Source organism: Pseudomonas sp. SIMBA_068 (assembly GCF_046534705.1).
GTDB classification, from domain to species: Bacteria; Pseudomonadota; Gammaproteobacteria; order Pseudomonadales; family Pseudomonadaceae; genus Aquipseudomonas; species Aquipseudomonas putida.
In genome coordinates this window covers 262,007-286,822 of sequence record NZ_JAWRYI010000009.1, presented here as the reverse complement: position 1 = coordinate 286,822, position 24,816 = coordinate 262,007, and the positions used below count along the sequence as shown (strand labels likewise).

Genomic DNA, 24,816 nt, shown 5'->3' with positions numbered 1-24,816 from the left:
ACGACGAAGGGGGCTGTTCAGCGTGCTCCGAAAAGAGTACAAATGTGCTCCATGGACAATCTTACCCCCAAACGCCGCGCCATTTTCGAATTCATCCGCGAGCGCATTGCCGATCAAGGGCAGCCACCGAGCCTGGCCGATATCGCCACGCGCTTCGGTTTTGCTTCGCGCAGCGTTGCGCGCAAGCACATCACCGCCTTGTGCCAGGCCGGTTATATCGATGTCACGCCGAACCAGGCGCGGGGCATTCGCCTGGCCGAACCGCTGCGTCGGCCAGAAATCCTCGAAGTGCCGGTGCTGGGCCAGGTGGCGGCGGGTGCACCCATCGGCCCGGACCTCGATATCCACGAACAGCTGCTGATCGACCCCAGCCTGTTCCGCCGCACCCCTGACTACCTGCTTAAAGTGCGTGGCAATTCGATGGTCGACGACGGCATCTTCGATGGTGATCTGGTCGGCATCCTGCAACAGGCCGACGCCCGCGATGGCCAGATCGTGGTTGCGCGCCTGGACGGCGAAGTGACCATCAAACGCCTGCAACGCCAGGGCAGCGGTTACCGGTTGTTGCCACGCAACCCGGCCTATGCACCCATCGATGTGCAGCCTGAACAGGAATTTTTCATCGAAGGCGTGTTCTGCGGCCTGCTGAGGCGTGACTGATGGGCGCAGTGGTCGACCTCGACAGGCTGCTCGATCAGCGCCGTGTCTGGCGCGGGCGGCAGGCCCAGGCGCGGCCACTCGGCTTGCAGCCCACCGGCCATGCGGCCCTTGACGAGCGCCTGCCTGAAGGCGGCTGGCCGGCGGCGGCACTCAGCGAGTTGCTACTGGCCAGCCCCGGTTGCGGCGAACTGCAACTGCTGTGGCCCACACTGGCGCGGCTGAGTACTGAAGGCAGCCGGGTAGTACTGGTGGCACCGCCGTTCATCCCTTACGCACCGGCCTGGCAGGCAGCCGGGGTAGACCTGCGCTGGCTGGTGCAGGTAGATGCCGCCCCTGCCGATGCCTTGTGGGCGGCCGAGCAGTGCCTGCGCTCGGGCAGTTGCGCGGCGGTGCTGTGCTGGCCTGAACGTGCCGATGACCGGGCCCTGCGGCGTTTGCAGGTGGCCGCAGAAACCGGACAGGCGCTGGCATTCGCCTGCCGGCCGTACCAGGCAGCACACAACCCGTCGCCAGCAGCGCTGCGGGTTGCCCTCGACACGCGTCCGGCGCAGTGGCGTGTGCTTAAAAGCCGGGGCGGCATGCCACCGGCGCTGCCCATCGCCTGCCCAGGGCGGGGCTGATGCACCATGCTCTGGGCCTGCATCCTGCTCCCGCAGCTGGCGCTGGACACGGTCCTGCGTGAGCGTGACGACCCCGACACTCCCTTGGTGCTGCTTGGCGGGCCTACCCAGCGCCGGGTATTGCAAGCGGTCAGCCCGGCAGCGGCCGCACTCGGGTTGAGGGCAGGGCAGACCCTGACGGCGGCACGTGCCCTGGCGGAGGGTTTCACCTGCGTCGAAGCCGACCCCAGGCGTATCGAGCATGTGCAGCAATTGCTGGCGGCCTGGGCCTATCGCTTCAGTGCCCAGGTCAGCCTGCATTACCCGCGGGCGTTGCTCCTGGAAGTAGGCTCCAGCCTGCAACTGTTCGGCCCCTGGCCCTTGTTCGAGGCACGTCTGCGCCAGGAGCTGGCAGATTTGGGCCTGCGCCAACGCATCGTCCTGGCCAGCAACCCGGTAGCGGCGCGCATGCTTGCCAATGCTCATGATGGCTTGGCCGTGGGCGATGCCGACGCCACCCGTGCGGCTCTGCTAGGCATGCCCATCACCCGCATCGGCTTGCCGACAGACGCCGCCGAAGCCTTTGCCCGCATGGGCCTGCGCCAGCTGGGCCAGGTACTGTCCTTGCCGCGCGATACATTGGCCAGGCGCTTTGCGCCCCAGGTGCAATTGCACCTCGACCAGCTGCTTGGCCTGCGCAATATGGGGCTGGACTTCTACCAGCCACCGGACCGTTTCGAAACCCGGCTGGAGCTGAACTTCGATGTCGAGTCGCACCAGGCGCTGTTGTTCCCGCTGCGGCGCATGCTCAACGACCTTGCCGCATTCCTCGCCGGGCGCGACTGTGGCGTGCAGCGCTTTTGCCTGCACCTGGAACATGCCGAAGGGCCGGACACCCTGCTCACGGTAGGCCTGCTGGCTGCCGAACGCGATGCCGCCATGCTGTTCGAACTGACCCGTGGGCGCCTGGAGCCGTTGCGCATTCCCGCACCCGTGCGCAACGTGCGGCTGGTTGCCGAGGACCTGCCTACCTTCGTGCCCCAGCACCAGGCGTTGTTTGACCCTCGTGCGCAGCAGGCGCAACCCTGGGAACAATTGCGCGAGCGGCTGCGCGCCCGCCTGGGGGATGAGGCCGTGAAGGGGCTGAGCGCGGCTGCCGATCACCGCCCCGAATGCGCCTGGCAGCTGACCGAGCAAGGCGCCCAAGGCAGCATGCCGGTTGCCCCAGGCACTCGCCCGGGCTGGCTACTGCCAGCCCCGATGGCGCTGGACGCCGCCAGCTACCAGGTACAGGGCCAGGCCGAACGCATCGAGTCGGGCTGGTGGGATGGCGGCGACGTGCGCCGCGACTACTACCGCATCGAAACCCGTGATGGCCTGCGCGGCTGGGCCTACCGCGACCTGGGTCAGGCCGGCCCGCTGTGGCTGCAGGGGTGGTTCGCATGAGCAAGCAGGGTTATGCCGAGCTGCATTGCCTGTCCAACTTCAGCTTCCAGCGCGGGGCGTCGAGCGCTGACGAGCTGTTCCGGCGCGCGGGTGAACAGGGCTACCAGGCCCTGGCGATCACTGACGAGTGCACCTTAGCTGGCATCGTTCGGGCCTGGCAGGCTGCCAAGGCGCATCAGCTGCGGCTGATCGTGGGCAGCGAGGTGCTTCTGCAGGGCGGCCCCAAGCTGGTGCTGCTGGTAGAGAACCTGGCCGGTTACCAGAGTTTGTGCGCGCTGATCACGCGGGCTCGCCGGCGGGCGCAAAAGGGCGATTACCAGCTGTTTCGCGACGACCTGCAACAACACCATCAAGGCCTGCTGGCGCTGTGGGTGGCCGATGACTGCGCCGACACTGCCACGGGTGAGTGGTTACGCAGCGTGTTCGGCGAACGGCTGTGGCTGGCCGTGCACCTGCATCGAGGCAGTGACGATGCCCTGCGCCTGCAAGGCTTGCGAGGCCTGGCGGCTGAAGTGGGTATCCGCGCCGTGGCCTGTGGCGATGTGCACATGCATGTGCGCGGCCGCCGTGCCTTGCAGGACTGCATGACCGCCATCCGCCAGCATTGCCGGGTGGATGAGGCTGGGCGCTTCCTGTTTGCCAATGGCGAGCGGCACCTGCGCAGCCAGGCACAGTTGGGCGAACTCTATCCTGCCGACCTGCTGGCCGAGACCATGGCCATTGCCGAGCGCTGCCAATTTGACCTGAGCGAGTTGAAATACCAGTACCCGCGCGAACTGGTGCCCCAGGGCCATACCCCGGCAAGCTGGTTGCGTGAACTGTGCGAGCAAGGCTTGCCGCTACGCTGGCCAGGCGGGCCGAGTGACAAGGTGCGTGATGTGCTGGCCACGGAGTTGGCGCTGATCGAGGAACTTGGTTACGAAAGTTACTTCCTGACCGTGCACGACATCGTCGCCTTCGCCCGCAGCCAAGGCATCTTGTGTCAGGGCCGCGGTTCGGCCGCCAACTCGGTGGTGTGTTTCGTGCTGGGCATTACCGAGCTCGACCCCATGCAGCATCGCCTGCTGTTCGAGCGCTTCCTGTCGCGCGAACGCAACGAGCCGCCTGATATCGACGTGGACTTCGAGCACGACCGGCGCGAAGAAGTGATCCAGTATGTGTTTCGCCGTTATGGCCGACACCGTGCTGCGCTGACGGCGGTGGTCAACACCTACCATGCCGCGGGTGCGGTGCGCGATGTAGCGCGGGTATTGGGTTTGCCGGCAGACCAGGTGGATGCCCTGGCCAAGTGCTGTGGTCGCTGGAGCGACCGCATTCCCGATGACCAGCGCCTGGCCGAGGCCGGCTTTGAGGCCGGCAGCCCTTCACTGCGGCGGGTGCTGGTGCTGGCTGGCGAGCTGATCGGCTTCCCCCGGCACCTGTCGCAGCACCCAGGCGGCTTTGTCATCTCCCAGCAGCCACTCGACCAGCTGGTGCCGGTGGAAAATGCCGCGATGGCGGAGCGCACGGTGATCCAGTGGGACAAGGACGACCTGGACATGGTCGGCCTGCTAAAGGTCGACGTGCTGGCGCTGGGCATGCTCAGTGCCTTGCGCCGCTGCTTCGACCTGCTGCAACGCCATCGCGGCCAACAACTGACCCTGGCTACCATTCCTGGCGAAGACCCGGCCACCTACGCCATGATCAGCCGCGCCGAGACCATGGGGGTATTCCAGATCGAGTCGCGGGCGCAGATGGCCATGCTGCCCCGGCTGCGGCCCAACACGTTCTATGACCTGGTCATCGAGGTGGCGATTGTCCGCCCCGGGCCGATCCAGGGTGACATGGTGCACCCGTACCTGCGCCGGCGCCTGAAGCAGGAACCGGTAACCTACCCATCGCCGCAGCTCAAGGAGGTCTTCGAGCGTACCTTGGGCGTGCCGCTGTTCCAGGAGCAGGTGATGGAGCTGGCCATGGTTGCCGCCGATTACACGCCGGGCGAGGCCGACCAGCTACGTCGTAACATGGCGGCCTGGAAGCGCCACGGTGGCCTGGAACCGCACCGTGAGCGGCTGGTGCAAGGCATGCTGCGCAATGGTTACGACCTGGCGTTTGCTGAGCGCATCTTCGAGCAGATCAAGGGTTTTGGCAGCTATGGCTTCCCGGAATCGCACGCGGCCAGCTTCGCCTTGCTGTGTTATGCCAGCAGCTGGCTGAAGTGCCATGAGCCGGCGATTTTCACTTGCGCGCTGGTCAACAGCTGGCCCATGGGCTTCTACAGCCCTGACCAGTTGTTGCAAGAGGCCCGGCGCCAGGGTATCGAGGTGCGCCCGGTTGATGTCTGCCACAGCGAGTGGGACTGCACCCTTGAGCCTGATGCTGAAGGCACATTGGCTATTCGCATGGGCTTGCGCCTGGTGCGCGGTTTGGCCGAGGCCGATGCCAGGCACCTGGAGCAGGCGAGGGCGCAACGGCCATGGCGCGATGTCGAAGACCTGTGCCTGCGTGCAGGGCTCGATTCAAGGGCCCGAGCCCGCCTGGCCGATGGCGGGGCGCTGCGTGCCCTGGCCAGTGACCGGCACCAGGCACGCTGGCAGGTGGCGGCGGTTCAGCCGCAGCTGCCCCTGTTTGCCGAGGTGCAACCGGTGCCTGAAACGCCAGTGGAATTGCCTGTGCCTACCGTAGGTGAAGACCTGATGGTCGATTACCAGGCCCTGGGTACCACGCTGGGGCCGCATCCGCTGGCACTGTTGCGCTCACGCCTGAGGGCGCTGGGGTGTCGCAGCTCCAGCGAATTGCAGGGTGTGGAGCATGGCGACAACATTGCCGTGGCCGGGTTGGTGGTGGGGCGGCAACGGCCCCAGACCGCCAGCGGAGTGACCTTCGTCACCCTGGAAGACGAGCACGGGATGGTCAATGTGGTGGTGTGGCGGGACATTGCCGAACGGCAGCGGCGGGCGTTGGTGGGGTCGCAGCTGCTCAAGGTCAGTGGGCGGCTGGAGCAGGAGAACGGCGTGCGGCACCTGATTGCACGGCGGCTGGAAGATGTGAGCCCGTTGCTGCAAGGGCTGGATGTGCGCAGCCGGGATTTCCACTGAGTTGCGCATCAACACGGCCCCCTGTAGGAGCGGCCTTGCGCCGCGAAAGGGCCGCACAGCGGCCCCAGGGTTTCAGCTTCGCCGCATCCATTGCTGGGGCCGCCTTGCGGCCCTTTCGCGGCGCAAGGCCGCTCCTACAAGTACCGCGTGAGTAGTTAGACGATCGCCAACCGCTGCTTGCGCGTCGGTGCCGGGAACGCCCGGTCGATTGCCCGAAGGTCCTCGCTGTTCAAGGTCAGCGCACCTGCGGCTGCATTCAGCCGAACATGCTCGGGCGCCACGGCCTTGGGGATGGCGATCACCCCATCACTGCGGGTCACCCAGGCCAGGCTGACCTGGGCCGGCGTGGCGCCATGGCGCTCGGCAATTTCTGCCAGCACAGGATGCTGCAGCAAGCGCCCGGCCTGGGCCAGCGGGCAGTAGGCCATGGTCGGCAGCGCGCGCTTTCCGCACCAAGGCAGCAAGTCGAATTCGATGCCACGCTGCGCCGGGTTGTACAGCACCTGGTTGGTGGCGCATTCAGGGTTGTGCAGTTCGCGCAGGTCGTCGACGTCGAAGTTGGACACGCCCCAGCGCCTGATCTTGCCTTGCTCGCGCAAACGCTCGAAGGCTTCGACGGTTTCTTCCAACGGGTGCTGGCCACGCCAATGCAGCAGGTACAGGTCGATGCAGTCGGTACCCAGGCGGGCGAGGCTGCGCTCGCAGGCGGCCGCCATGCCGCGTCGGCTGGCATTGTGCGGGTACACCTTGCTGACCAGGAACACCTGGCCGCGGCGCCCGGCAATGGCCTGGCCAACCACTTCTTCCGCGCCGCCTTCGGCATACATCTCGGCGGTGTCGATCAGGGTCAGGCCCAACTCGATACCCTGTTGCAGGGCCGCCACTTCGGCAGCCTTGCGGCCGGGGTCCTCACCCATGTACCAAGTGCCCTGGCCAATGGCCGGAACGCTCGAACCTGCCAGTTTCACGTAACGCATGTCACCTCCGGGATCCGTGTATTGGAAAGCAGAACCTCAAGCAGCGCTTGCGCTGCGGTGGAAAGCTTGTGTTCACTGAGGGCAATCACGCCGATGCGCCGCTCGACGGTGGGCTCCACCAAGGTAATGCAGCGGGCGCCGAGCTCCTGCATCTGGTTGATGCACAGCGCCGGTACGGCACTGACCCCCAGGCCGCTGGCGACCATGCGGCCAATGGTTGCCAACTGGTGGCTCTCGAATGCCACGGCCAGTTTGCCGTGGTGGGCGGCCACATTCTGCTCCATCAGCAGGCGCACCGCCGAAGGGCGTTGCAGGGCCACGAAGTCTTCGGCCATCAGCTTTGCCCAGCTGACCTGGGGCAGCAACGCCAGGGGCGAGTCGGCCGGTACCACTGCGACGAAGCGGTCCAGGTACAACGGGTGAAAATCCAGCCCGTCGATGTTGTCCGGCTCGAAGCCGATGCCCAGTTCGACGCGGCGATGGCGTACCAGTTCCAGCACCTGTTCGTTGATCACGTCATGCACCGTGACGTTGACCTTGGGGTAGCGCTGGCGAAATACCTTGAGCGAGTGGGGCAGGAGGTTGCCGGCAAAGGCTGGCATGGCCGCCACCGATACCCGGCCCAGTTGCAGGGTGAAACGTTGGCGCAGCATCTCTTCAGTGTCGTCCCAGTCTGCCAGTAGGCGCCGTGCCAGCGGCAGCAACACTTCGCCCTCGGCGGTCAGGCTGACGCTGCGCGTGGTGCGGCTGAGCAGGGCGCCGCCGAGGTTTTCTTCCAGGGCCTTGATGGTCAGGCTCAGGGCGGGCTGCGATATATGCAGGTGCTCACCGGCCTGGGCGAAGCTCTGGTACTTGGCCACGGCGACAAAGGCACGCAGTTGCTTGACGTTCATGACAGGCCTATTGTTTGTTTTGTAAAAGTTATCAATCGATGACGAAAACAAAATTAACAAATCAGTCGCGTGCGGTGAAGATGTCTGCACACGCTCACCGACAGCCTCGTCGGTTCTACAACTACAAAAGGCGGATCAGCATGGCCGGACTGGACAAGCGCGTTGCAACCTACGAACAGGCCCTCGAAGGCCTGACCGACAACATGACAGTGCTGGCCGGTGGTTTCGGCCTGTGCGGCATCCCGGAAAACCTCATCAGCGAAATCAAGCGACGTGGCGTCAAGGGCTTGACCGTAGTCTCGAACAACTGCGGCGTCGACGGCTTCGGCCTCGGCGTGTTGCTGGAAGACCGGCAGATTCGCAAGATGATCGCGTCCTATGTGGGAGAAAACGCCGAATTCGAACGCCAACTGCTCAGCGGTGAGCTGGACGTGGAGCTGACCCCGCAGGGCACCCTGGCCGAGAAGATGCGCGCCGGCGGTGCCGGAATCCCGGCGTTCTTCACCGCCACCGGTTACGGCACCCCGGTTGCCGAGGGCAAGGAAGTGCGCGAGTTCAAGGGCCGCAAGTACATCCTTGAAGAATCCATTACCGGTGACTTCGCCATCGTCAAGGGCTGGAAGGCCGACCACTACGGCAACGTGGTCTACCGCAACACCGCGCAAAACTTCAACCCGCTGGCTGCCACCGCCGGCAAGATCACCGTGGTCGAAGTGGAAGAGATCGTCGAACCCGGCGTGCTGTTGCCGAGCGAAATCCACACCCCGGGCATCTACGTGGACCGTGTCATCGTCGGCACCTTCGAGAAGCGTATCGAAAAGCGCACCGTCAAGGCCTGAGCGCCATCCACCAGAACAACAAAGAGACCCTGACCATGGCACTGACCCGCGAACAGATGGCGCAACGCGTCGCACGTGAACTGAAAGACGGCTACTACGTCAACCTGGGCATCGGCATTCCGACCCTGGTGGCCAACTACGTACCCGCAGATATGGATGTGATGCTGCAATCGGAAAACGGCCTGCTCGGCATGGGCGAGTTTCCGACCGAAAGTACCCTCGATGCCGACATGATCAACGCCGGCAAGCAAACCGTCACCGCCCGCCGCGGCGCCTCGATTTTCGATTCGGCACAATCGTTCGCCATGATCCGTGGTGGCCACGTCGACCTGACCGTGCTGGGTGCCTTTGAAGTGGACGTACAAGGCAACATCGCCTCGTGGATGATCCCCGGCAAGCTGGTCAAAGGCATGGGTGGTGCCATGGACCTTGTGGCTGGCGCCGAGAACATCATCGTCACCATGACCCACGCTTCCAAGGACGGGGAGTCCAAGTTGCTTGCGCAATGCAGCCTGCCGCTGACCGGCGCCGGCTGCATCCGCAAGGTGCTGACCGACCTGGCCTACCTGGAAATCGAAGACGGCGCGTTCATCCTGCGCGAAACCGCGCCGGGGGTAAGCGTTGAAGAGATCATCGCGAAAACCGCCGGCAAGCTGATCGTGCCGGATGATGTGAAGGAAATGACCTTCTGATTCAACGGGCTTCATACATTCCCCTGTAGGAGCAGCCTTGTGCTGCGAAGGGGCCAGTGCAGGCATTCACATAATGTTTGTCTGTACTGGCCTCTTCGCAGCACAAGGCTGCTCCTACAGGGGTTTTGTGTTTTTGCTGACTTATCCGATAAAACCAATAAAAGGAATTCAACTGTGGCCGCTGAAATCCAAGACAGCCGTTCCGCGCGCTTTGCCTTGCGCTGTTCCAACTGGGCCGAACGCTGGTTCCCCGACTCCTGGGTGTTCGCCGCACTGGCGGTGCTGCTGGTGTGCATCGGTGCCCTGGCCATGGGAGCCAAGCCGACCGACACCGCAAAGGCCTTTGGTGACGGGTTCTGGAGCCTGATCCCGTTCACCATGCAGATGGCCTTCGTGGTCATTGGCGGTTATGTGGTGGCCAGCTCGCCGCCCGCCGCGCGGCTGATCGATCGCCTGGCGCGCATCCCCGGCAATGGTCGCTCGGCAGTGTGCTGGGTAGCGCTGATCTCGATGCTGGCTTCCTTGCTCAACTGGGGGCTGTCGCTGGTATTCGGTGGCCTGCTGGTACGCGCGCTGGCGCGGCGCACCGATCTCAAGATGGACTACCGCGCCGCCGGCGCGGCCGCCTACCTGGGCCTGGGCGCAGTGTGGGCACTGGGCTTGTCATCGTCGGCGGCGCAACTGCAGGCCAACCCGGCCAGCCTGCCACCTTCGATCCTGTCGATTACTGGCGTGATCCCGTTCACTGAAACCATCTTCCTCTGGCAGTCCGGCGTCATGTTGGCGGCGCTGGTGGTGGTCTCGCTGTTCATCGCCTATGCCACCGCCCCAGGCCCGAACAGTGCACGTAGCGCCGAAGACTGCGGCGTCGACCCCAGCTTCACCGCGCCACCTGCACCGCAGCGCACTCGCCCGGGTGAGTGGCTGGAGCACAGCCCGATCCTGATCCTGTTGCTGGTGGCCCTGGCCGCTGGCTGGCTTTATCAGGAGTTCGCCACCAAGCCTGCGATTACCGCGATCTCCGGGCTGAATACCTACAACCTGCTGTTCATCATGCTCGGTGCCTTGCTGCACTGGCGCCCGCGCAGCTTTCTTGACGCAGTGGCGCGCGCCGTACCGACCACCACGGGAGTACTGATCCAGTTCCCGCTGTACGGTTCCATCGCGGCCATTCTCACCCAGGTGAAGGGTGTCGATGAACAGACCCTGGCCCACCATATTTCGCTGTTCTTCACCCAGATTGCCACCCATGACACCTATGCCGTGCTGATGGGGGTGTATTCGGCGGTGCTGGGCTTCTTCATCCCATCGGGCGGTGGCAAGTGGATCATCGAGGCGCCGTACGTGATGCTGGTGGCCAACGACCTGCAGTACCACCTGGGCTGGGCGGTGCAGATCTACAACGCTGCCGAAGCCTTGCCGAACCTGATCAACCCGTTCTACATGCTGCCCCTGCTGGGCGTGCTGGGGCTCAAGGCGCGCGACCTGATCGGCTTCTCGTTCGTGCAGTTGCTGGTGCACGTGCCGTTGGTGCTGGTGTTGTTGTGGGCGCTGGGTACGACGCTGCAATACGTACCGCCTGTGATGCCATAGGGCAGGCACTCTGTGGGAGCGGGCTTGCCCGCGAACACCGGCACAGCCGGTGCCAAGCACCGCGTCGTATTCTTCGCGGGCTTGCCCGCTCCCACAGGGTGAGGTGGTGCCTGCCGAGGCAGGGCGACAATCTGCAGGCTTGGCGTCAGCTTTCAGATGCGTATCATGGCTGCCTCAGCCTGGGAAACCCGCGTCACATGTCTATCCGATTGAAACTGCTGCGTAAGAAACTGGGAATGACCCTGGAAATGCTGGCCGAGAAGACCGGCATGACCAAAAGCTACCTGTCCAAGGTCGAGCGCGGCCTTAATACACCCTCGATTGCCGCCGCGCTAAAGCTCGCACGGGCATTGAACGTCAATGTCGAAGAGCTGTTCGCTGAAGAGCAGGCCGGCCAGAGCCGCTACAGCCTGGTGCGCCATGGCGAACGTCAGGCGCTGGTAGGCGATGGGCAAGGGCCGGGCTATGCAGCCCTCACCAGCCAGGTCGGGCAGCGCAGCCTGCTGCCCTTTCTGATCCAGCCGCCAAACGAGTTCAGCGACCCCACGTTCAAGGAACACCTGGGCGAGGAGTTCCTGTTTGTGCACGCAGGCCAGGTGGAGGTGGATTTCATGACCGAACGGGTGCTGCTGGAGCAGGGCGATGCCTTGCATTTCAACGCCCAGACACCGCACCGACTACGCTCGGTAGGTGCCCAGCCGGCGCAATTGCTGGTCGTGGTTCACCACGCAGACGAATAAAACCACAGGGGGCAGGGGAACGCCCCCACGTATTCTCATCCGTGAAACGCAGCCTCCCTTGCAGCGGCATTTCTTTGCATAATTTGCATGTCGGTATTTTGACGAATAACCCCATCTCCCATTGAATTTTATTATGGTGTCGGATCATTGACGTAGTGTCATTGTGCCCATAAGCTCAAGTCAACAGCGAAACAACTCCCGCCACACCGAGCAAATAACTAATTGATTTTCCTGTTTTTTTGGAGGGGCGTATGCGCACGACTCTGATTATCAAATCGATGTTCTTGCTGGTGTTGCTGAGTGGCGCTGCGCGTGCGGCAGATTCATATGTAAACCAAAACAGTATCATTCCTGTTTCAACCGCCGGCTGGTTGTTAGCCTTCGCAGTTGTTGGCTTTGTGCTGGTGGCAAACAGAAGAAAAATCTGAGGCTGACCGCCTTTTTTCCAGAGTGGGCAGAGGTTGTTGCAAGCCCGGGGCCTGGCTTGTGAATTTCCCAACCGTTGCTATATTCCCAGTAGCCCTTGAAGGGCCTTGGTTTGCAGAGCAAGGCAGCCTACCTGTAAAGCGTCAAGGTTGGGGCCTCCAGGAAGGACGAGGCCATCGCGGCGGGCCTAAGCCGCGAAGCAGAGCGAGAGTTGGTGTGCTGTTCTCATTCAGTGCTCTTTTTCGGGCCATTTGGCCGGAGGGACCCTCATGATGCGTTCATTGATTGCCGCATTCTGCGTGCTGACCGTGTGGTCCAGTGCTGGCAACGCCGATCAGAGCGGTGCGGCTTACCTGCTCAGCCCCGGTGATGTGGTGATGGTTTCGGTGTGGCAGGAAGACAGCCTGCGTCAAGAAGCCACCGTACTACCCGATGGCAGTATTACCTTCCCCTTGGCCGGGCGCATCAATGTTGCCGGGCTGGATGTAACGGCAGTTGAGAAGCAAGTGGCTGCCAAACTCGAAAAATTCCTCCCCGACCCGAACGTCAGCGTTGTCGTCAAGAGCATCGCCGGCAACCTGGTCTATGTCCAAGGCAAAGTGATCAAGCCGGGCCCCGTGCAGATGGCGGGCCCTACCGCAGTGCTTCAGGCGCTGAGCATGTCGGGCGGCCTGGACAAGTTTGCTGACGAAAGCGATATCAAGGTGGTCCGCGGCACCGGTGCTTCCCAAAAGATCCTGCCCGTGCGATATAAGGACCTGGTGTCTGGGCGGGATATGTCCACCAACATCCAACTTCAGGCTGGCGATACGCTGGTCGTTCCTTGATCTTGCCTTTAATAAGAACATTTAATGCCTCTTCTTAGAACAACTAGCATTGCAACGGCAATCTTGGTCTTGCCGTTCACGGACGCGGTCCTGGCGGCAAATTGGCAGTCTACGGTGGTGGTACCGACATCCGTCGAATATGACAGCAACCCTTTGTTGCTGACATCGGGGGAAAAGGGTGTAACGCGCACGATCATCGCGCCGGACTACACCCTGATCGGTACCTTCGGCCAGGACGAATTGAGGTTGGGGCTGGGCATGCATGTGTTGCGCTCGTCCGACACGGATGTGGTCGATGACCGTGAAGACCCTGATATCAGCCTGGGCTGGCAGCGCACCACCGAGCGTGGTCGTTTCGGCCTGGTGGCGCGCTACAACGAAAGTTCGACACTGTCGGGCACGGTGCTGGATACCGGGGTGATCACCACCGACGGTACCCAAAAGCTCTACACCCTGACCGGCAACCGGAGCCAGGCGGTTACCGAGCGCAGTACCTTGAGCAACGAAACCACCTTTAACCGTGCCCGTTATGACATCAGTACGCTGACGGGGTACGACGAACTGGCAAACGTGTTTACCTGGACCTATGCCTGGAGCGAGCGGGCCGATGTGTATACCCGCTTCGGTGCCCGACGCTATGAGCCAGAGCAGGACCTTACCGCGACCGCGTCCAACAGCTACACCCCGGCAGTCGGCATCAAGTACCAGCTTGCCGAAGGCCTGAGCGCCGATGCCCACATTGGCGTCAACCAGGTGTCTGGCGACGACGGCGGTCGACGCGGGGAGGGTGGGGTGGCGTTGCTCTACACCGGCACGCGTGCCATTGCCAGCCTGACCGCCGAGCGGAGCACGGTGGCCAGTGCTGAAGGCGGCTTCGCCGAGCTGGACCAGGTGCGTGGCGTGTGGAGTTACGCCGTCACCGAACTGGACCGGGTGGGCGCTGACGCTGCCTGGCAAGACAGCAAAGGGCAGAGCCCTAATACATTGCAGACGTACAGCGTCTGGGCCAGCCGCCAGTTTTCACCGTACTGGGACCTGCGTCTGTCGCTGATGTACAAGGAGCGGCAACAGGACCAGGCGCCCGATGCAACCGCTACGATCGTTGGTTTGACGTTGACGTACAGGTACCCCGACATCTGAACTTCAGGCAGGTGGCCCCATGAAGTCTGACTACGAACTCTCCATCAGAGATTACATCGCCATTATCAAGGACAGGGCCCTGGTGTTAGGGGTGAGTGCCGTAGTCATTCTTGCCGCGACCGTGGCGGTCGCGTTGATGGTGCCGCCGCTCTACCAGTCGACCGGCACCATCCTTGTGGAGTCACAGCAGATTTCGCCCGAGCTGGTGTCGACCAACACCACCAGCTTTGCCGATGAGCGCATCGAGGTGATTCGCCAGCGGGTGATGACCCGCGAGAACCTGCTGCGCATTATCGACAAGTACAACCTGTTCGCCGACAAGCGCTTGAGCGAGTCTGACAAGATCGACCAGATGCGCAATGCCATCGTGGTCGAAACCCTCACCACGTTCGTGCGCGGGCGAGGCGAGGCGACGGTTGCGTTCAATGTGTCCTTCGAACACAAGCAGGCGGAAGTCGCCAAGGAAGTGGCCGACGAACTGGTTACCCTTTTTCTCAACGAAAACCTCAAGCAGCGCACCGAGCGGGCCAACGAAACCACCGAGTTTCTTACCCAGGAGGCCAACAAGCTGGGTGCCGAACTGGCCAGCCTGGAGAACCAGCTGGCCGACTTCAAACAGGCCCACGCCAATGCCTTGCCAGAGCACCAGACCCTGCGCATGAACATGCTCTCGCGCTCGGAGCTGGAGTTCCGCGAAGTCGATCGTGACTACAAGGCCGCCCAGGAAGAACTGCGCTACCTGGAGCTGGAGTTGTCTGCGGCCAATGCCGGCCTGGCCACCAAGACTACCGAAGGCAGCAAGCCAGCCAGTGCCGACCAGCCTCAGGACCTGCCAAGCCTGAAGGCCGAGTACGCCCGGTTGCTGACCCGCTACAAGGATGCCCACCCGGATGTGGTGGCGGTCAAGCGCAAGATCCAGGCGCTCGAAGCCAGCGGCGGGCGCACGGCCACCACGTCCACAGTCAGCCTCGACGTGGCGCGCGTTCGAGCCAAGATGAGCGCGGCCCAGGAACGTATCAGCTCGCTGGCCGATCAGAAGCGCGAGCTGACCAGAAAGATGGAGGGCTACGAGGCCGAGATCCTCGAGGCGCCGCAAGTCGAGCGTGGCCTGGTGACCTTGATGCGTGACCACGATAACGCGCGCAAGAAGTATGAAGAAATCCGCGCCAAGGAAATGGGCGCGAAAATTACCGAAAGCCTGGAGCAGGAGAACAAGGCCGAGCGCTTTGTACTGCTGGAGCCACCGCTGATGCCTGAAAAACCGATCAAGCCTAATCGCAAGAAGATCGCTGCGTTGGGCCTGGTGCTGGCACCGGCAGGCGGCGGCGCCCTGGTGATGCTGCTGGAAATACTCAACCAGCGCGTGCGCGGCGTCGGCGCTCTGGAAAACCTGCTGGGCAAACGGGTGCTGGTGGCAATCCCCTACATCGATACCCGGGCCGACGTGGCCAGGCGCAAACGGTGGCGTAACTGGCTGATCCTGGCGGCACTGGCGTTGGCGGCTATCATGGTAGTGCTGGTGCACGTCTTCTACATGCCACTGGATGTGCTGTTGTTCAAAGTCATATCTCGGTTTGCATAGGGAAAGCAGTGATGGACAGGACCAAGCCGTCTGTTGGCAATAATCTTCACCAGGTTACCCCGGGAACCCCCCAGGCATTGTCACCCGCCCCCGGCACCGCGCTGGCGGAAGTGCCTGGCCAGTTCGATTATGTGAACACCAAAGTGGTGCCGCTGCGGGCGGACCATCTGGAGCGCCACCGCATCGTGGCGTACAACAAGAACTCCAACATGAACGGGCCCATCGACCTGCTGCGCACGCAGGTGCTCAGGGCCATGGAGGAGAACGGCTGGCGTACCCTGGCGATCACCTCGCCAACGCCTGAGGCGGGCAAGACGGTGCTGGCGATCAATCTGGCCATGAGTATTGCTCACCACACGACCAAGACTGCGTTGCTGGTGGACTTTGACCTGCGCCGGCCCAAAGTCGGCAGTACCCTTGGCCTGCCCATGGAGCAGGCGCTGAACGAGTACCTGACGGACAAGGCCGAGTTGCAGGAATGCCTGGTCAACCCGACGTTGCCGCGCTTTGTGGTGTTGCCGACACGTGTGCCGGTGCCGATGTCGACCGAGATGCTGTCGTCGCCCAAGGTGAACAACCTGATCAGTGATTTACGCAACCGTTACGACTCGCGCATCTGCATTTTCGATTTACCCCCACTGCTTAGCTCTGACGATGCGATCACCGTGATACCCAAGTTTGATTGTGTGCTGCTGGTGGTAGCCAACGGGATGAACAACAAGAAGGAAATCGAGGACTGCCTGCACCACCTGGCCACGGTGAACCTGGTCGGGACGGTGCTGAACAAGGCTGACGAGCAGCCGCGAACTTATTATTAAGGTTCGAGATTTTGGGGCTGCTTTGCAGCCCCCAAAGATCTCAGCCCTGATGCAGGCTCCAGGGATACTGCAACTCCCACTGCCACGCATGCCGCACAATCTGCTCCAGCGAAGCAAACTCCGGCCGCCAGCCCAGCACCTGCAGCGCCTTGCTCGCATCCGCCACCAGCCGTGGCGGGTCGCCAGCGCGGCGTGGCGCGTCAAGGGCATTGATCTGCCGCCCCGTCACCGCCCTGGCTGTATCGATCACCTGCTGCACCGAAAAGCCCAGGCCATTGCCCAGGTTGAACGCAGTGCGCTCGCCCCCCGCCAACAGATAATCCACCGCCAACGCATGCGCCGCCGCCAGGTCGGCCACATGCACGTAGTCGCGGATACAGGTGCCATCCGGCGTATCGTAATCCCGGCCAAACACCGTCACCGCCTCGCGGCGGCCTGAAGCGGCCTGCAGGATCAGCGGGATCAGGTGGGTTTCCGGTTCGTGGCGTTCACCCAGCTGGCCATCGGGGTCGGCACCGGCGGCATTGAAGTAACGCAGGCATACAGACTTCAAGCCATAAGCCCGGTCAAAGTCCTCGAGAATCTGCTCGACCATCCATTTGCTCAGCCCATAAGGGTTGATCGGCCCTTTGGCATGCGCTTCATCGATTGGCACGTACTGCGGGTTACCGTAAACGGCGGCACTGGAAGAAAACACCAAATGCTTGATGCCGGCATTCACCATGGCCTGCAATAAGGCGAGGGTGGCGGCGACGTTGTTCTGGTAGTACTTGCCGGGTGCGCTGACCGACTCGCCCACCTGGATGAACGAGGCAAAGTGGAACACTGCATCGAAGTGGCAGACGCCGAACAGCACATCCAGGGCAGCTTCGTCGGCAATGTCGAGCTTGGCCCACTGGATGCCGGAGCCAGGCGAAACCAGGTCCGCCACCACCACCTCATGGCCGGCACCGAGCAGGTGCTTGACCATGTGTGAGCCAATGTAGCCTGCACCACCCACTACCAGAAATTTCATCCGCACCTCCTGGAATCTGCTGTTTACAGACGCAGTGAACCGTCCCTGAAACGTGCAGGTGGGATGATCAGCTACAGGTGACCTGAGCGTAGATGGCCCTATGCCCTATTTCAAGAATAGCCAGTTGGACATGTAGTTGCCGTCGAACGTAATGCTGTACTGCCCATCCTTGTAGGCCACCGGCAATGCCTTCAATTGTGCCTGTGCATCGCGGGCGAACAGTTTCAGACCGGCGGGTGCCTTGATTGTCAAAGTGCCTTCAAGCGGTTCCACGTTGAACGGCGTCTTGTCATCGGCCTTGGGCATGGCACGTGTGCCCAGCGACAGCAGCAGCTCACGCGACTGGCCCAAGGGTTTGCCGTCCAGGCTCTGTACCGCGACGCTGGCGTAAGGCGTTTTCGTCTGTACCTGTACGGCACCCAGGCTGATCGAGCGACCACCCAGCCAGCCGGTGGCGGCCTGGGTCAGCGGCGTGTCGATGGTGTAGATGCCTTGTTGCCAGTTGCGCTTGAGCTCGCCGGTGTCGGTCACCGCCTGCGTGGCATCGGCGGCCAGCAGCGATTGCCCCGGGTCCTGCAACACTTGTGCGCCAGACGGGATGGCAGCGGGTTTCAGCCAGGGCAGTTCCGGTGTCGGCGGCAGGGCGATCTGCAACTGGCCCTTTTCCATGGCTGTGCGCAGCAGTACCGAATTGCGCGGGGTGATCTCCTGGTTGTAGAGGGTGGCGGGCGTCGGCGCGAACACGTAGCGGGTCGTTGCCGGCTTGACGTCCGCCCGGCGATAGAGCAGGGCGGCCGCGGGCAGGGTGGCGATCATCGCCGGGTCGTTGTACGCGTGCCAGTTGTCCGCCGTGCGCCAGCCCGGGTTGAACCCTTGCTGGCTGTAGGCGTACTGCATCATGGCGTCCCAGCCCTGGTGGCTGGCGGTGCCGGCTACATACAGCGGCAACGAGTGGCGGTCGGGCAGCGGGAACGGCTCGGCGTTCCACTCGGTGACGGTGAGCGGTTTGCCGACCACCTGGGCGGCGGCGATCCAGTCGATCATGCCGTCGCTGGTCAACGGGTTTTTCTCAAGCTGGCCAATGGCGCCGTAGCTGTGGGCGTCGACTACATCGCCTGCGGTCAGCGCCGGCAGTGCGCTCAGGCCGTTGCCGCCCCAGGTGCTGGTCGTGGCAATCGGCACTTTGACGCCCAGGCCACGCAGGTGGGTGATCATGTCGGCGTCAAAGCGTTGCTCCAGGTCGTTGAGGAACAGCTTCGACGGGCCATGCTCCCAGGCACGCCAGGTAAGGTCGGCGGGCAGGTCATGCTGCCTGGCGAAGGCTTTGGCTGCCGCCATGTAGCGCTCGCTATGGCGCGGTACGTCCTTGTCCGGCATCAGGGCGTTACCGTAGTGCTGGGTGAGGTCGTTTTCGTTGGTGATCAGCACGGCGGCGATGGCCGGGTCGTCCTTGTAGGCCAGGCCGGTGTATTGGTTCACATGGGTCAGGTACTGCTCGGCGAAGCGTTGCATCGCCTTCTGGATACTGTCGTTCATGTAGGCGTAACCCTTCAGGTCTGCGCGGCCCTCCTTTTCGGGCAGTTCATCGAAGTCTTCAATGTTGTCGTTGGCGGTCAACGCACGTTGCACGTGCATGTCCAGCCAGATGTAGATGCCTTCGTCCTTGAGTGCCTTGATCCACAGGTCGAGCTTGCGCAGCGATTCGGCGCTGAGCTGCTGGGTATCGCGCACCAGGGTGCCGTCGCCAAACACGTTCGGGCTGACCCACGGCGAATCGTGGTGGTGCAGGCGCACCAGGTTGAAGCCCAGTGCCGACAGGCGCTTGGCCTGTTGGCGGATTTCCTCGTCTGGGCTCTTGAACAGCGAATAGGCAGACAGGTTGGTGCCCCAGAAGCGCACCGGGGTGTCGTCTGCAAACATCAGCTGTTCGCCGACCGCCTTGACGAAACCGCGCCTGCCGGCGGGCTTTTCCGCGGCGTTGAGGAACGACAGGTCCACCGGCGAGGTACGCCAGTCCAGCTGGTCATCGGGCCAGCTGGCGGGGTCGGCGAGGCCGAAACGCTCAGTGGGGGTGGGGCCCAGCTCGATGTCGCCGGTAACGTTGAGCACCGCCTTCAGCTGCTGTCGGCCGGGGTTGATCGGGTCTTTGTAGAGGAACGCACGCAGCTCGGACGAATTGCCGCGCTCGAAATAGACCTTGGCCAGTGGCGGATCGAAGCGCATTTCGACGCGCCGACCCTGGTCGGCCTTGCCCCACGACCAGCCACGGTTGTCGGGCAGCAGTTGCGGGGCGCCCATGTCGCCGGCGATTTGCGCCGGGTCGAACTGGAACACCATGCCGCCGCCCATCACCCCGGCCTGGCGGCTGTGGGCGGTAAGGTCGAAGGCCCAGCTCAGGGTTTGTGCCTGTTCCTTGCGGATATCCGCCTTCAGGTCGAAGTCCAGTTCCTTGTTCTTGCCCAGCAGCGTGTACTGGTAGGGGCCATTGACCTTGAAATCGGTGTAAAAGCCGGTCCAGCTCCAGTTGGCCGCCCAGAAGTCGAACTTGGCTTTCATCACCGGCCCGCCGCCGTATGTCACAGTAGGCAGGCCATTCTGCTCATCGACACTGACCTGCCACTGCGAAGCCCAGCCGGCCAACGGCAGCAAAGCCAGGCCAGCCATGGCCGAAGCCTGCACAAGGTGACGCAGGGTAAGCACGTTCATGGACATTACCTGGGTTGAAGGCCGGTTTCGGCCAGCTCGGTAGCCGGGCTGTCGTCCAGCCGGCGGACCATCTGGATGTACGCCACGCCAAGCCCCGCGATTGACCAGTACACCACCGGTATGAAGGTGATGCTGCTGACGGTGAAAATGATCACCAGAATGCCGATGAGTGTTGCCAGCAGCACTCGCCCCAGCTGTCGTCGTTCGTCATCCTTGTCGGGGAAAGTGAGCATGGCCCTGCGGATACCCCTCAACACCACAGCAAAGAACGCAACGAACAGGCCGAGCCCGACCAGCCCCACCCGCAGCGCCAGGTTGATGTAGGTGTTGACGATGTCGATGATGCCTTCGCCCTGGATCATCGACTGCATTTCCGGGGTGTTGCGGAAGTCGAACGAGCCGAACAGCGGGTTGCGCTGGATGACGATCCAGGAGTTGTCCATCAGCCGCTCGCGGTAGGTGATGTTCTCTTTTTCGATGTTGCCGATGTACGGCAAAAGGTCCAGCACCTTGTCACCGCCCGGTACGACGGTAAGCAAGGGCAGCGCCAGCATGCCAGCCGCGCCTAGCAGCGCCAGGCGCCTGATCGCGCCTTTGCCCATGGCAATGAAGACCACCACGATGACCACGACGCCAATCCACGGTCCACGTGACAACGGCGCGAACAGCCCGGCGGCCAGCAGCAGGGCGCCCATGGCTCTGTGCAGCGGGCGTTGCACATACCCCTGGACGAACAGGAACAGACCGATGGCCACACTCATCACATAACCCAGGGCAATCGCCTGGCCGGTGGTGACGCTGGCCCGCAGCGCGCCGCCGCGGCTGAGGTAGCCGGACATGCTCCACGGCACGCCCATTGCGTCGATCAGGGCGCTGTACAGCAACCAGTGACGCACATACTCGGCCACGGCGATCAACGCCATGACGAAGGCGGTGAGCACGAAGGCCAGCAAGGTATCCTTGAAGTCGCTGATATGGCGCAGGCCACGGCTGGCCACGTAGTACGGCAGGAATACGTCGACATACAGGTACAGCGCCTGACGCAAGGTGTCGGTGAGGGTGGTTTCGCGCAGATACAAAACGCTCATCAGCAGCAGCCCGGCCGCCAGCAGCCTGTCGGCCCAGGTACGGCCGAAGCGCAACGTGTCAGCTTGCCGGCGCAGCTGCAGCGCGGCCGGCAGCAGCACGCACAGGGTGAGCAGGCGGATATGGTTGAGGTCGACCAGGTAGTTGACCACGCCAAACCCGGGCACCTGCACCGATGCCGGCGGAATCAGGAACAGCAGCATGTAGAACAGCGCCATAGGGTTGTGCTCGCGGCGCCCTGCAAGCAACAGGATGACCGCGCCTGCACCCAGGTACAGCCAAAAGCTGTGCGAGGCAAAGGCCAGCACCGTCAGCAGGAACCAGAGATTGCGCCGGCGCTTGTAGTCGCTGAGCGGAATAAGGTCGGTGGCGGGTCGCCGCGCCATCAGGAAGACCACGCTCGCCAAAAACAGGATGACGATCAACGCACGAAAATGTTCAGGCATCGGCTATGTACACCTTTCCCTCGGTGGGCAACGGCTAGCATCGTGGCTAATTGAAACTATAGTGACTTTTAGCCAATCAGTCAGAGATTGAAGTCATGCCGTCGATTGATGTGTCAGCCGCTGCGAGCCTGCGCAACCGGGCCTTGAGGGCCGGGTCGTGGAACCTGGTCTCGCAGGTGGCTTCTCAGGTGATGCGCCTGGGCGGCAATCTGATCATGGCCCGCTTGCTGCTGCCGGAAATGTTCGGGGTGATGGTCATCGCCACCACCGTTTCGGTACTCCTGCATCTGCTTTCCGATGTCGGCCTGCGCCAGAACATCATCCAGAGTCACCGGGGTGACGACCCGGATTTCCTCAACACCGCCTGGACCGTGCAGATCATTCGCGGCTTCCTGCTGTTTGCCCTCACCCTGCTGCTGGCGGTGGGCGCCTGGTTGGCCCAACTGGCGGAAATATGGCCTGCGGACTCTACCTATGCTGCCCCGGTGCTACCGATGGTGCTGGCGGTAACTGGCCTGTCGGCAGCCATCTGGGGGTTCCAGTCCACCAAGATAGATGTGGCTGTAAGAACTTTCCAACAAAAGCGCGTGGTGCTGGTCGACCTGGCCTCGCAGGTGGCCGGCCTGGTGGTGATGCTGGTGTTGGGCTTGCTGACCCATTCGATCTGGGCCCTGGTGATCTCTGGCCTGGTTTCGGCGGTAGCCTGGACCGTGCTGGGGCATACCGCCCTGGAAGGGCCGAACAACCACCTGCGCTGGGACCGTACGGCGCTGACCGAGTTGATCGTGTTTGGCCGCTGGATCCTGTTGTCGTCGATGGTTGGCGTGCTGGCCATGTACGGTGACCGCATCTGGTTTGGCGCCAGCATGTCGGCGGCGCAACTGGGGGTGTATTCGATTGCCGTGCTGATTCTTGGCGCGGTGCAGACCGCGCTGATGAAAATTGTCGGTGCCGTGGCGCTTCCTGCCTTCAGTGAAGCTGCAAGGGCCGACGACAAGGAACGCCTGACAGCGCTGTATCACCGCTTCCGCCTGCTGGTCGACCTGCTGGTGCTGTTCATCTGCGGTGGTTTCCTTACCGCCAGCCCTCTGCTGATTGGCTGGATGTACGATGATCGCTACCGTGAAGCTGGCCCTATGCTGGCAATTCTTTCGCTGTCGTTCATCATAATGCGCTATACATTGGCTCATCAGGTGTGGATTGCCTTGGGCCTTACCAAGTATCAGGCCATGGACAACATCATCCGCCTGGTCTCGCTATGGGGGCTGCTGCCGCTATTGCTGGCGATTGGTGGTGTGGAGTGGGCGATCTGGGGGGTTGCCCTGCATGCCGTGCCAACCCTGGTGCTGGTTGTGTATGTGAACTGCAAACTGGGCATGTTCAGCCTGAAACGTGAGCTGGTAGTGCTGCCGATGCTGCTGGTCGGGGCTCTGTGCGGGGCGCTGCTGACGGCCTTTTTCGACTGGTTGTAAAGCGGCGTGCTGGGTGTAACTTTCATGGGTACAGGTCACGGGATCATGGGCAAGCTCACTTTTTGTACTGCGCAGTTGGGCCGTAGAGGCTTTCTCCAGAGTTGTGTCTTGCTCGGTGTGGGTGGGGCGGTGTTCGGCGTCTCGGCGTCCGTGGCTGGCAAACCTGTCGAACCGCCCGGGTTCGTGATAATCAACGGTTGGGTATTGCCGTCCCGTTACTTGCGGAACCAGCCAGCATGATCAAGGACTTTCAGCAGCACAAAACGCTGCGCGACAACTACGATTTCTGCATCATCGGTGCCGGCCCGGCGGGTATTACCCTGGGCTTGCGCCTGGCCGCCGCCGGATGGAACGTATTACTCGCCGAAGGCGGTGGACGCGAGTATGCGCCGCACTCGCAAGGCTTGTACGCCTGCGCATCCACGGGCCTGGAGCTGTATGCCGAGGAGACCCGCCTGCGTTACCTGGGGGGCACGTCCAACCACTGGGCCGGCCGTTGCCGGCCTTTCACCCCATCGGATTTTACCGTCGCCCCGCCAGGTGACTTGCCTGGTTGGCCGATTCCCTATTCGGAGATCGAAGGCTACCTGCCGGCGGCCATGGACATCGTCGACCTGCCAGCCGGCTCGGATTTTCGTGCTATGAATACCGGCCTGGATGGCGGTGACTTCGAGGCAGACCGCTTTTTGCTCAGCACCCCGACACGTTTTGCGCAAAAGTACGCCACGGCACTGGAGCAGACCAAAGGCCTGGACGTGTTCATCAACTGCAACTGCGTGGACCTGGAGTTCGACAAAGGCTCCGGCCACCTGGCTGCGGTGGTTCTATCCGACTATGAACGCAATCGTCAGCGCCTGGTGGCAAGGCACTTCATTCTGGCTACGGGGGCCATCGAGAACGCCCGGCAGTTGCTTAATAGCCAGACCCTGGTGGCAGCAGGCGTAGTGAGCAAGGAAGGGCTGGTCGGCGGATGCTTCATGGAGCATCTGAACATCGACCTGGGCACGTTCATCCTCAAGTCCGGGCAGGACCCGGAGCCGCGCCAGTATTACACCACCGATGCCTTCGTCGACGAGTACAAGGCCGGTAAAGGCAATGTCACCGCCGTCTTGCTGGCCGATGTGCAGACCTATGGCCGCACCGCCGAGGTCAAGCATTTTCTCGAGAACCTGGCCTGCGACATGGGGGTTGCCAGCAAGATCGCCTTCGTCGCCAAGTTCAGCTGCCCCGGTGACGGCGTGATAAGCACCATGATCGAGCAGTTCCCCAACCTGCACAGCCGCATTTCGCTGCTGGACGAACAGGACGCACTGGGGGTGGCCAAGGTCAATGTCAACTGGGCGCTGAGCGCCGATGACCGGCACACCATCAAGTGCATTGGCAGCGAACTGGCCAAGCAGTTCGCTGAAATGGACCTGGGCTTCGTCAAGCTGAACGACTTTGTCTACGACACTTCGATACCGCTGACGATGGCGCCGCACGCCCACCACATGGGGACCACACGCATGGCCGCCTCGCCACAGTTCGGCGTTGTCGATGCCAATTGCAAGGTGTTCGGTACCGAGAACCTGTATGTCGCCGGCAGCAGTATCTTCGCCAAGGGCGGCGCCTCCAACCCGACCATGCCGTTGTTGCAGTTTGCCGTGCGGCTGGCCGACCACCTCGATACCAGGATGAGAGCGGCTAGCGGCGCCGCTGCATGATGCAGGTTGTACATGGGTTGAGCGCTGCGGTCAGCACCTAGAAGAACGAGACCGGAACGCCTCAGGACACTCCAGATTG

Annotated in this window: 20 protein-coding genes; 15 read left to right on the top strand and 5 right to left on the bottom strand. The window is 62.6% G+C overall.

What is annotated here, in order from left to right:
- The first annotated feature begins 42 nt into the window (after nt 1–42).
- Genes lexA through SB756_RS21155 form a run of 4 tightly spaced genes read left to right on the top strand, consistent with a single transcriptional unit; the run spans nt 43 to nt 5,782 of the window.
- A complete protein-coding gene (lexA, locus tag SB756_RS21170) occupies nt 43–660 on the top strand; it encodes a transcriptional repressor LexA (protein WP_341798810.1) in 618 nt (205 codons plus the stop codon).
- The gene (imuA, locus tag SB756_RS21165) at nt 660–1,280 is read left to right on the top strand and encodes a translesion DNA synthesis-associated protein ImuA (protein ID WP_341798811.1); all 621 of its coding nucleotides are present in this window, start codon (nt 660–662) and stop codon (nt 1,278–1,280) included. The genes lexA and imuA overlap by 1 nt, the downstream gene beginning before the upstream one ends.
- A 6-nt stretch (nt 1,281–1,286) precedes the next feature.
- On the top strand, nt 1,287–2,705 hold the full coding sequence (locus SB756_RS21160; protein ID WP_410911737.1) for a Y-family DNA polymerase: 1,419 nt from the start codon (nt 1,287–1,289) through the stop codon (nt 2,703–2,705).
- Nucleotides 2,702–5,782 carry an error-prone DNA polymerase gene (locus SB756_RS21155; RefSeq protein WP_410911735.1) on the top strand — a complete coding sequence of 1,027 codons (3,081 nt, stop codon included), beginning with the start codon at nt 2,702–2,704 and terminating at the stop codon, nt 5,780–5,782. The genes SB756_RS21160 and SB756_RS21155 overlap by 4 nt, the downstream gene beginning before the upstream one ends.
- Nucleotides 5,783–5,937: 155 nt before the next feature.
- On the opposite strand, the gene SB756_RS21150 is transcribed toward SB756_RS21155, so the two are convergent.
- Together SB756_RS21150 and SB756_RS21145 are read right to left on the bottom strand one after the other, a co-directional pair.
- Nucleotides 5,938–6,759, bottom strand: a complete 822-nt coding sequence (locus SB756_RS21150) for an aldo/keto reductase (protein ID WP_410911733.1) — start codon at nt 6,757–6,759, stop codon at nt 5,938–5,940.
- Nucleotides 6,747–7,652, bottom strand: a complete 906-nt coding sequence (locus SB756_RS21145; protein WP_410911731.1) for a LysR family transcriptional regulator — start codon at nt 7,650–7,652, stop codon at nt 6,747–6,749. The genes SB756_RS21150 and SB756_RS21145 overlap by 13 nt, the downstream gene beginning before the upstream one ends.
- Before the next feature lie 140 nt (nt 7,653–7,792).
- On the opposite strand from SB756_RS21145, the gene SB756_RS21140 reads away from it, so the two are divergent.
- The 9 genes from SB756_RS21140 (at nt 7,793) to SB756_RS21100 (ending at nt 16,309) form a co-directional block, all read left to right on the top strand.
- Nucleotides 7,793–8,491 carry a CoA transferase subunit A gene (locus SB756_RS21140; protein ID WP_016499567.1) on the top strand — a complete coding sequence of 233 codons (699 nt, stop codon included), beginning with the start codon at nt 7,793–7,795 and terminating at the stop codon, nt 8,489–8,491.
- A gap of 35 nt (nt 8,492–8,526) precedes the next feature.
- On the top strand, nt 8,527–9,183 hold the full coding sequence (locus tag SB756_RS21135) for a CoA transferase subunit B (protein ID WP_016499568.1): 657 nt from the start codon (nt 8,527–8,529) through the stop codon (nt 9,181–9,183).
- A gap of 174 nt (nt 9,184–9,357) precedes the next feature.
- The gene (locus SB756_RS21130; RefSeq protein ID WP_016499569.1) at nt 9,358–10,776 is read left to right on the top strand and encodes a short-chain fatty acid transporter; all 1,419 of its coding nucleotides are present in this window, start codon (nt 9,358–9,360) and stop codon (nt 10,774–10,776) included.
- Between the two features lie 197 nt (nt 10,777–10,973).
- Entirely contained in the window at nt 10,974–11,516 is a 543-nt protein-coding gene (locus SB756_RS21125) for a helix-turn-helix domain-containing protein (protein ID WP_410911729.1), read from the top strand.
- A 251-nt stretch (nt 11,517–11,767) separates the two neighbouring features.
- Complete coding sequence (eppA, locus tag SB756_RS21120) at nt 11,768–11,944, top strand: EPS-associated small membrane protein EppA (RefSeq protein WP_016487266.1); 177 nt, start codon at nt 11,768–11,770, stop codon at nt 11,942–11,944.
- Nucleotides 11,945–12,211: 267 nt separating this feature from the next.
- Nucleotides 12,212–12,769 (top strand): polysaccharide biosynthesis/export family protein, encoded by a 558-nt coding sequence (locus tag SB756_RS21115; protein WP_016499571.1) that lies wholly within the window; start codon nt 12,212–12,214, stop codon nt 12,767–12,769.
- Nucleotides 12,770–12,793: 24 nt separating this feature from the next.
- Entirely contained in the window at nt 12,794–13,909 is a 1,116-nt protein-coding gene (locus SB756_RS21110) for a hypothetical protein (RefSeq protein ID WP_410911727.1), read from the top strand.
- A gap of 19 nt (nt 13,910–13,928) precedes the next feature.
- The gene (locus SB756_RS21105) at nt 13,929–15,491 is read left to right on the top strand and encodes a GumC family protein (RefSeq protein WP_410911725.1); all 1,563 of its coding nucleotides are present in this window, start codon (nt 13,929–13,931) and stop codon (nt 15,489–15,491) included.
- 11 nt (nt 15,492–15,502) lie between these two features.
- Nucleotides 15,503–16,309: a CpsD/CapB family tyrosine-protein kinase gene (locus SB756_RS21100; protein ID WP_016499574.1), complete on the top strand. Its 807-nt coding sequence runs from the start codon at nt 15,503–15,505 to the stop codon at nt 16,307–16,309.
- 40 nt (nt 16,310–16,349) lie between these two features.
- Here SB756_RS21100 and galE read toward each other — a convergent pair whose 3' ends face one another.
- The 3 genes from galE to SB756_RS21085 all read right to left on the bottom strand — a co-directional run bounded on the left by galE (nt 16,350) and on the right by SB756_RS21085 (nt 21,562).
- Complete coding sequence (galE, locus tag SB756_RS21095; protein ID WP_410911723.1) at nt 16,350–17,324, bottom strand: UDP-glucose 4-epimerase GalE; 975 nt, start codon at nt 17,322–17,324, stop codon at nt 16,350–16,352.
- Nucleotides 17,325–17,429: 105 nt separating this feature from the next.
- Complete coding sequence (locus tag SB756_RS21090; protein WP_410911721.1) at nt 17,430–20,030, bottom strand: cellulase family glycosylhydrolase; 2,601 nt, start codon at nt 20,028–20,030, stop codon at nt 17,430–17,432.
- A 5-nt stretch (nt 20,031–20,035) separates the two neighbouring features.
- A complete protein-coding gene (locus tag SB756_RS21085; protein WP_049277527.1) occupies nt 20,036–21,562 on the bottom strand; it encodes an O-antigen ligase family protein in 1,527 nt (508 codons plus the stop codon).
- 95 nt (nt 21,563–21,657) lie between these two features.
- Here SB756_RS21085 and SB756_RS21080 point away from each other — a divergent pair, with 95 nt between their 5' ends.
- Nucleotides 21,658–23,034: an oligosaccharide flippase family protein gene (locus SB756_RS21080; RefSeq protein ID WP_341798820.1), complete on the top strand. Its 1,377-nt coding sequence runs from the start codon at nt 21,658–21,660 to the stop codon at nt 23,032–23,034.
- A gap of 236 nt (nt 23,035–23,270) precedes the next feature.
- Nucleotides 23,271–24,737, top strand: coding sequence for an FAD-dependent oxidoreductase (locus SB756_RS21075; protein ID WP_063424169.1), 1,467 nt, complete (start codon nt 23,271–23,273; stop codon nt 24,735–24,737).
- The last annotated feature ends 79 nt before the right edge of the window (nt 24,738–24,816 follow it).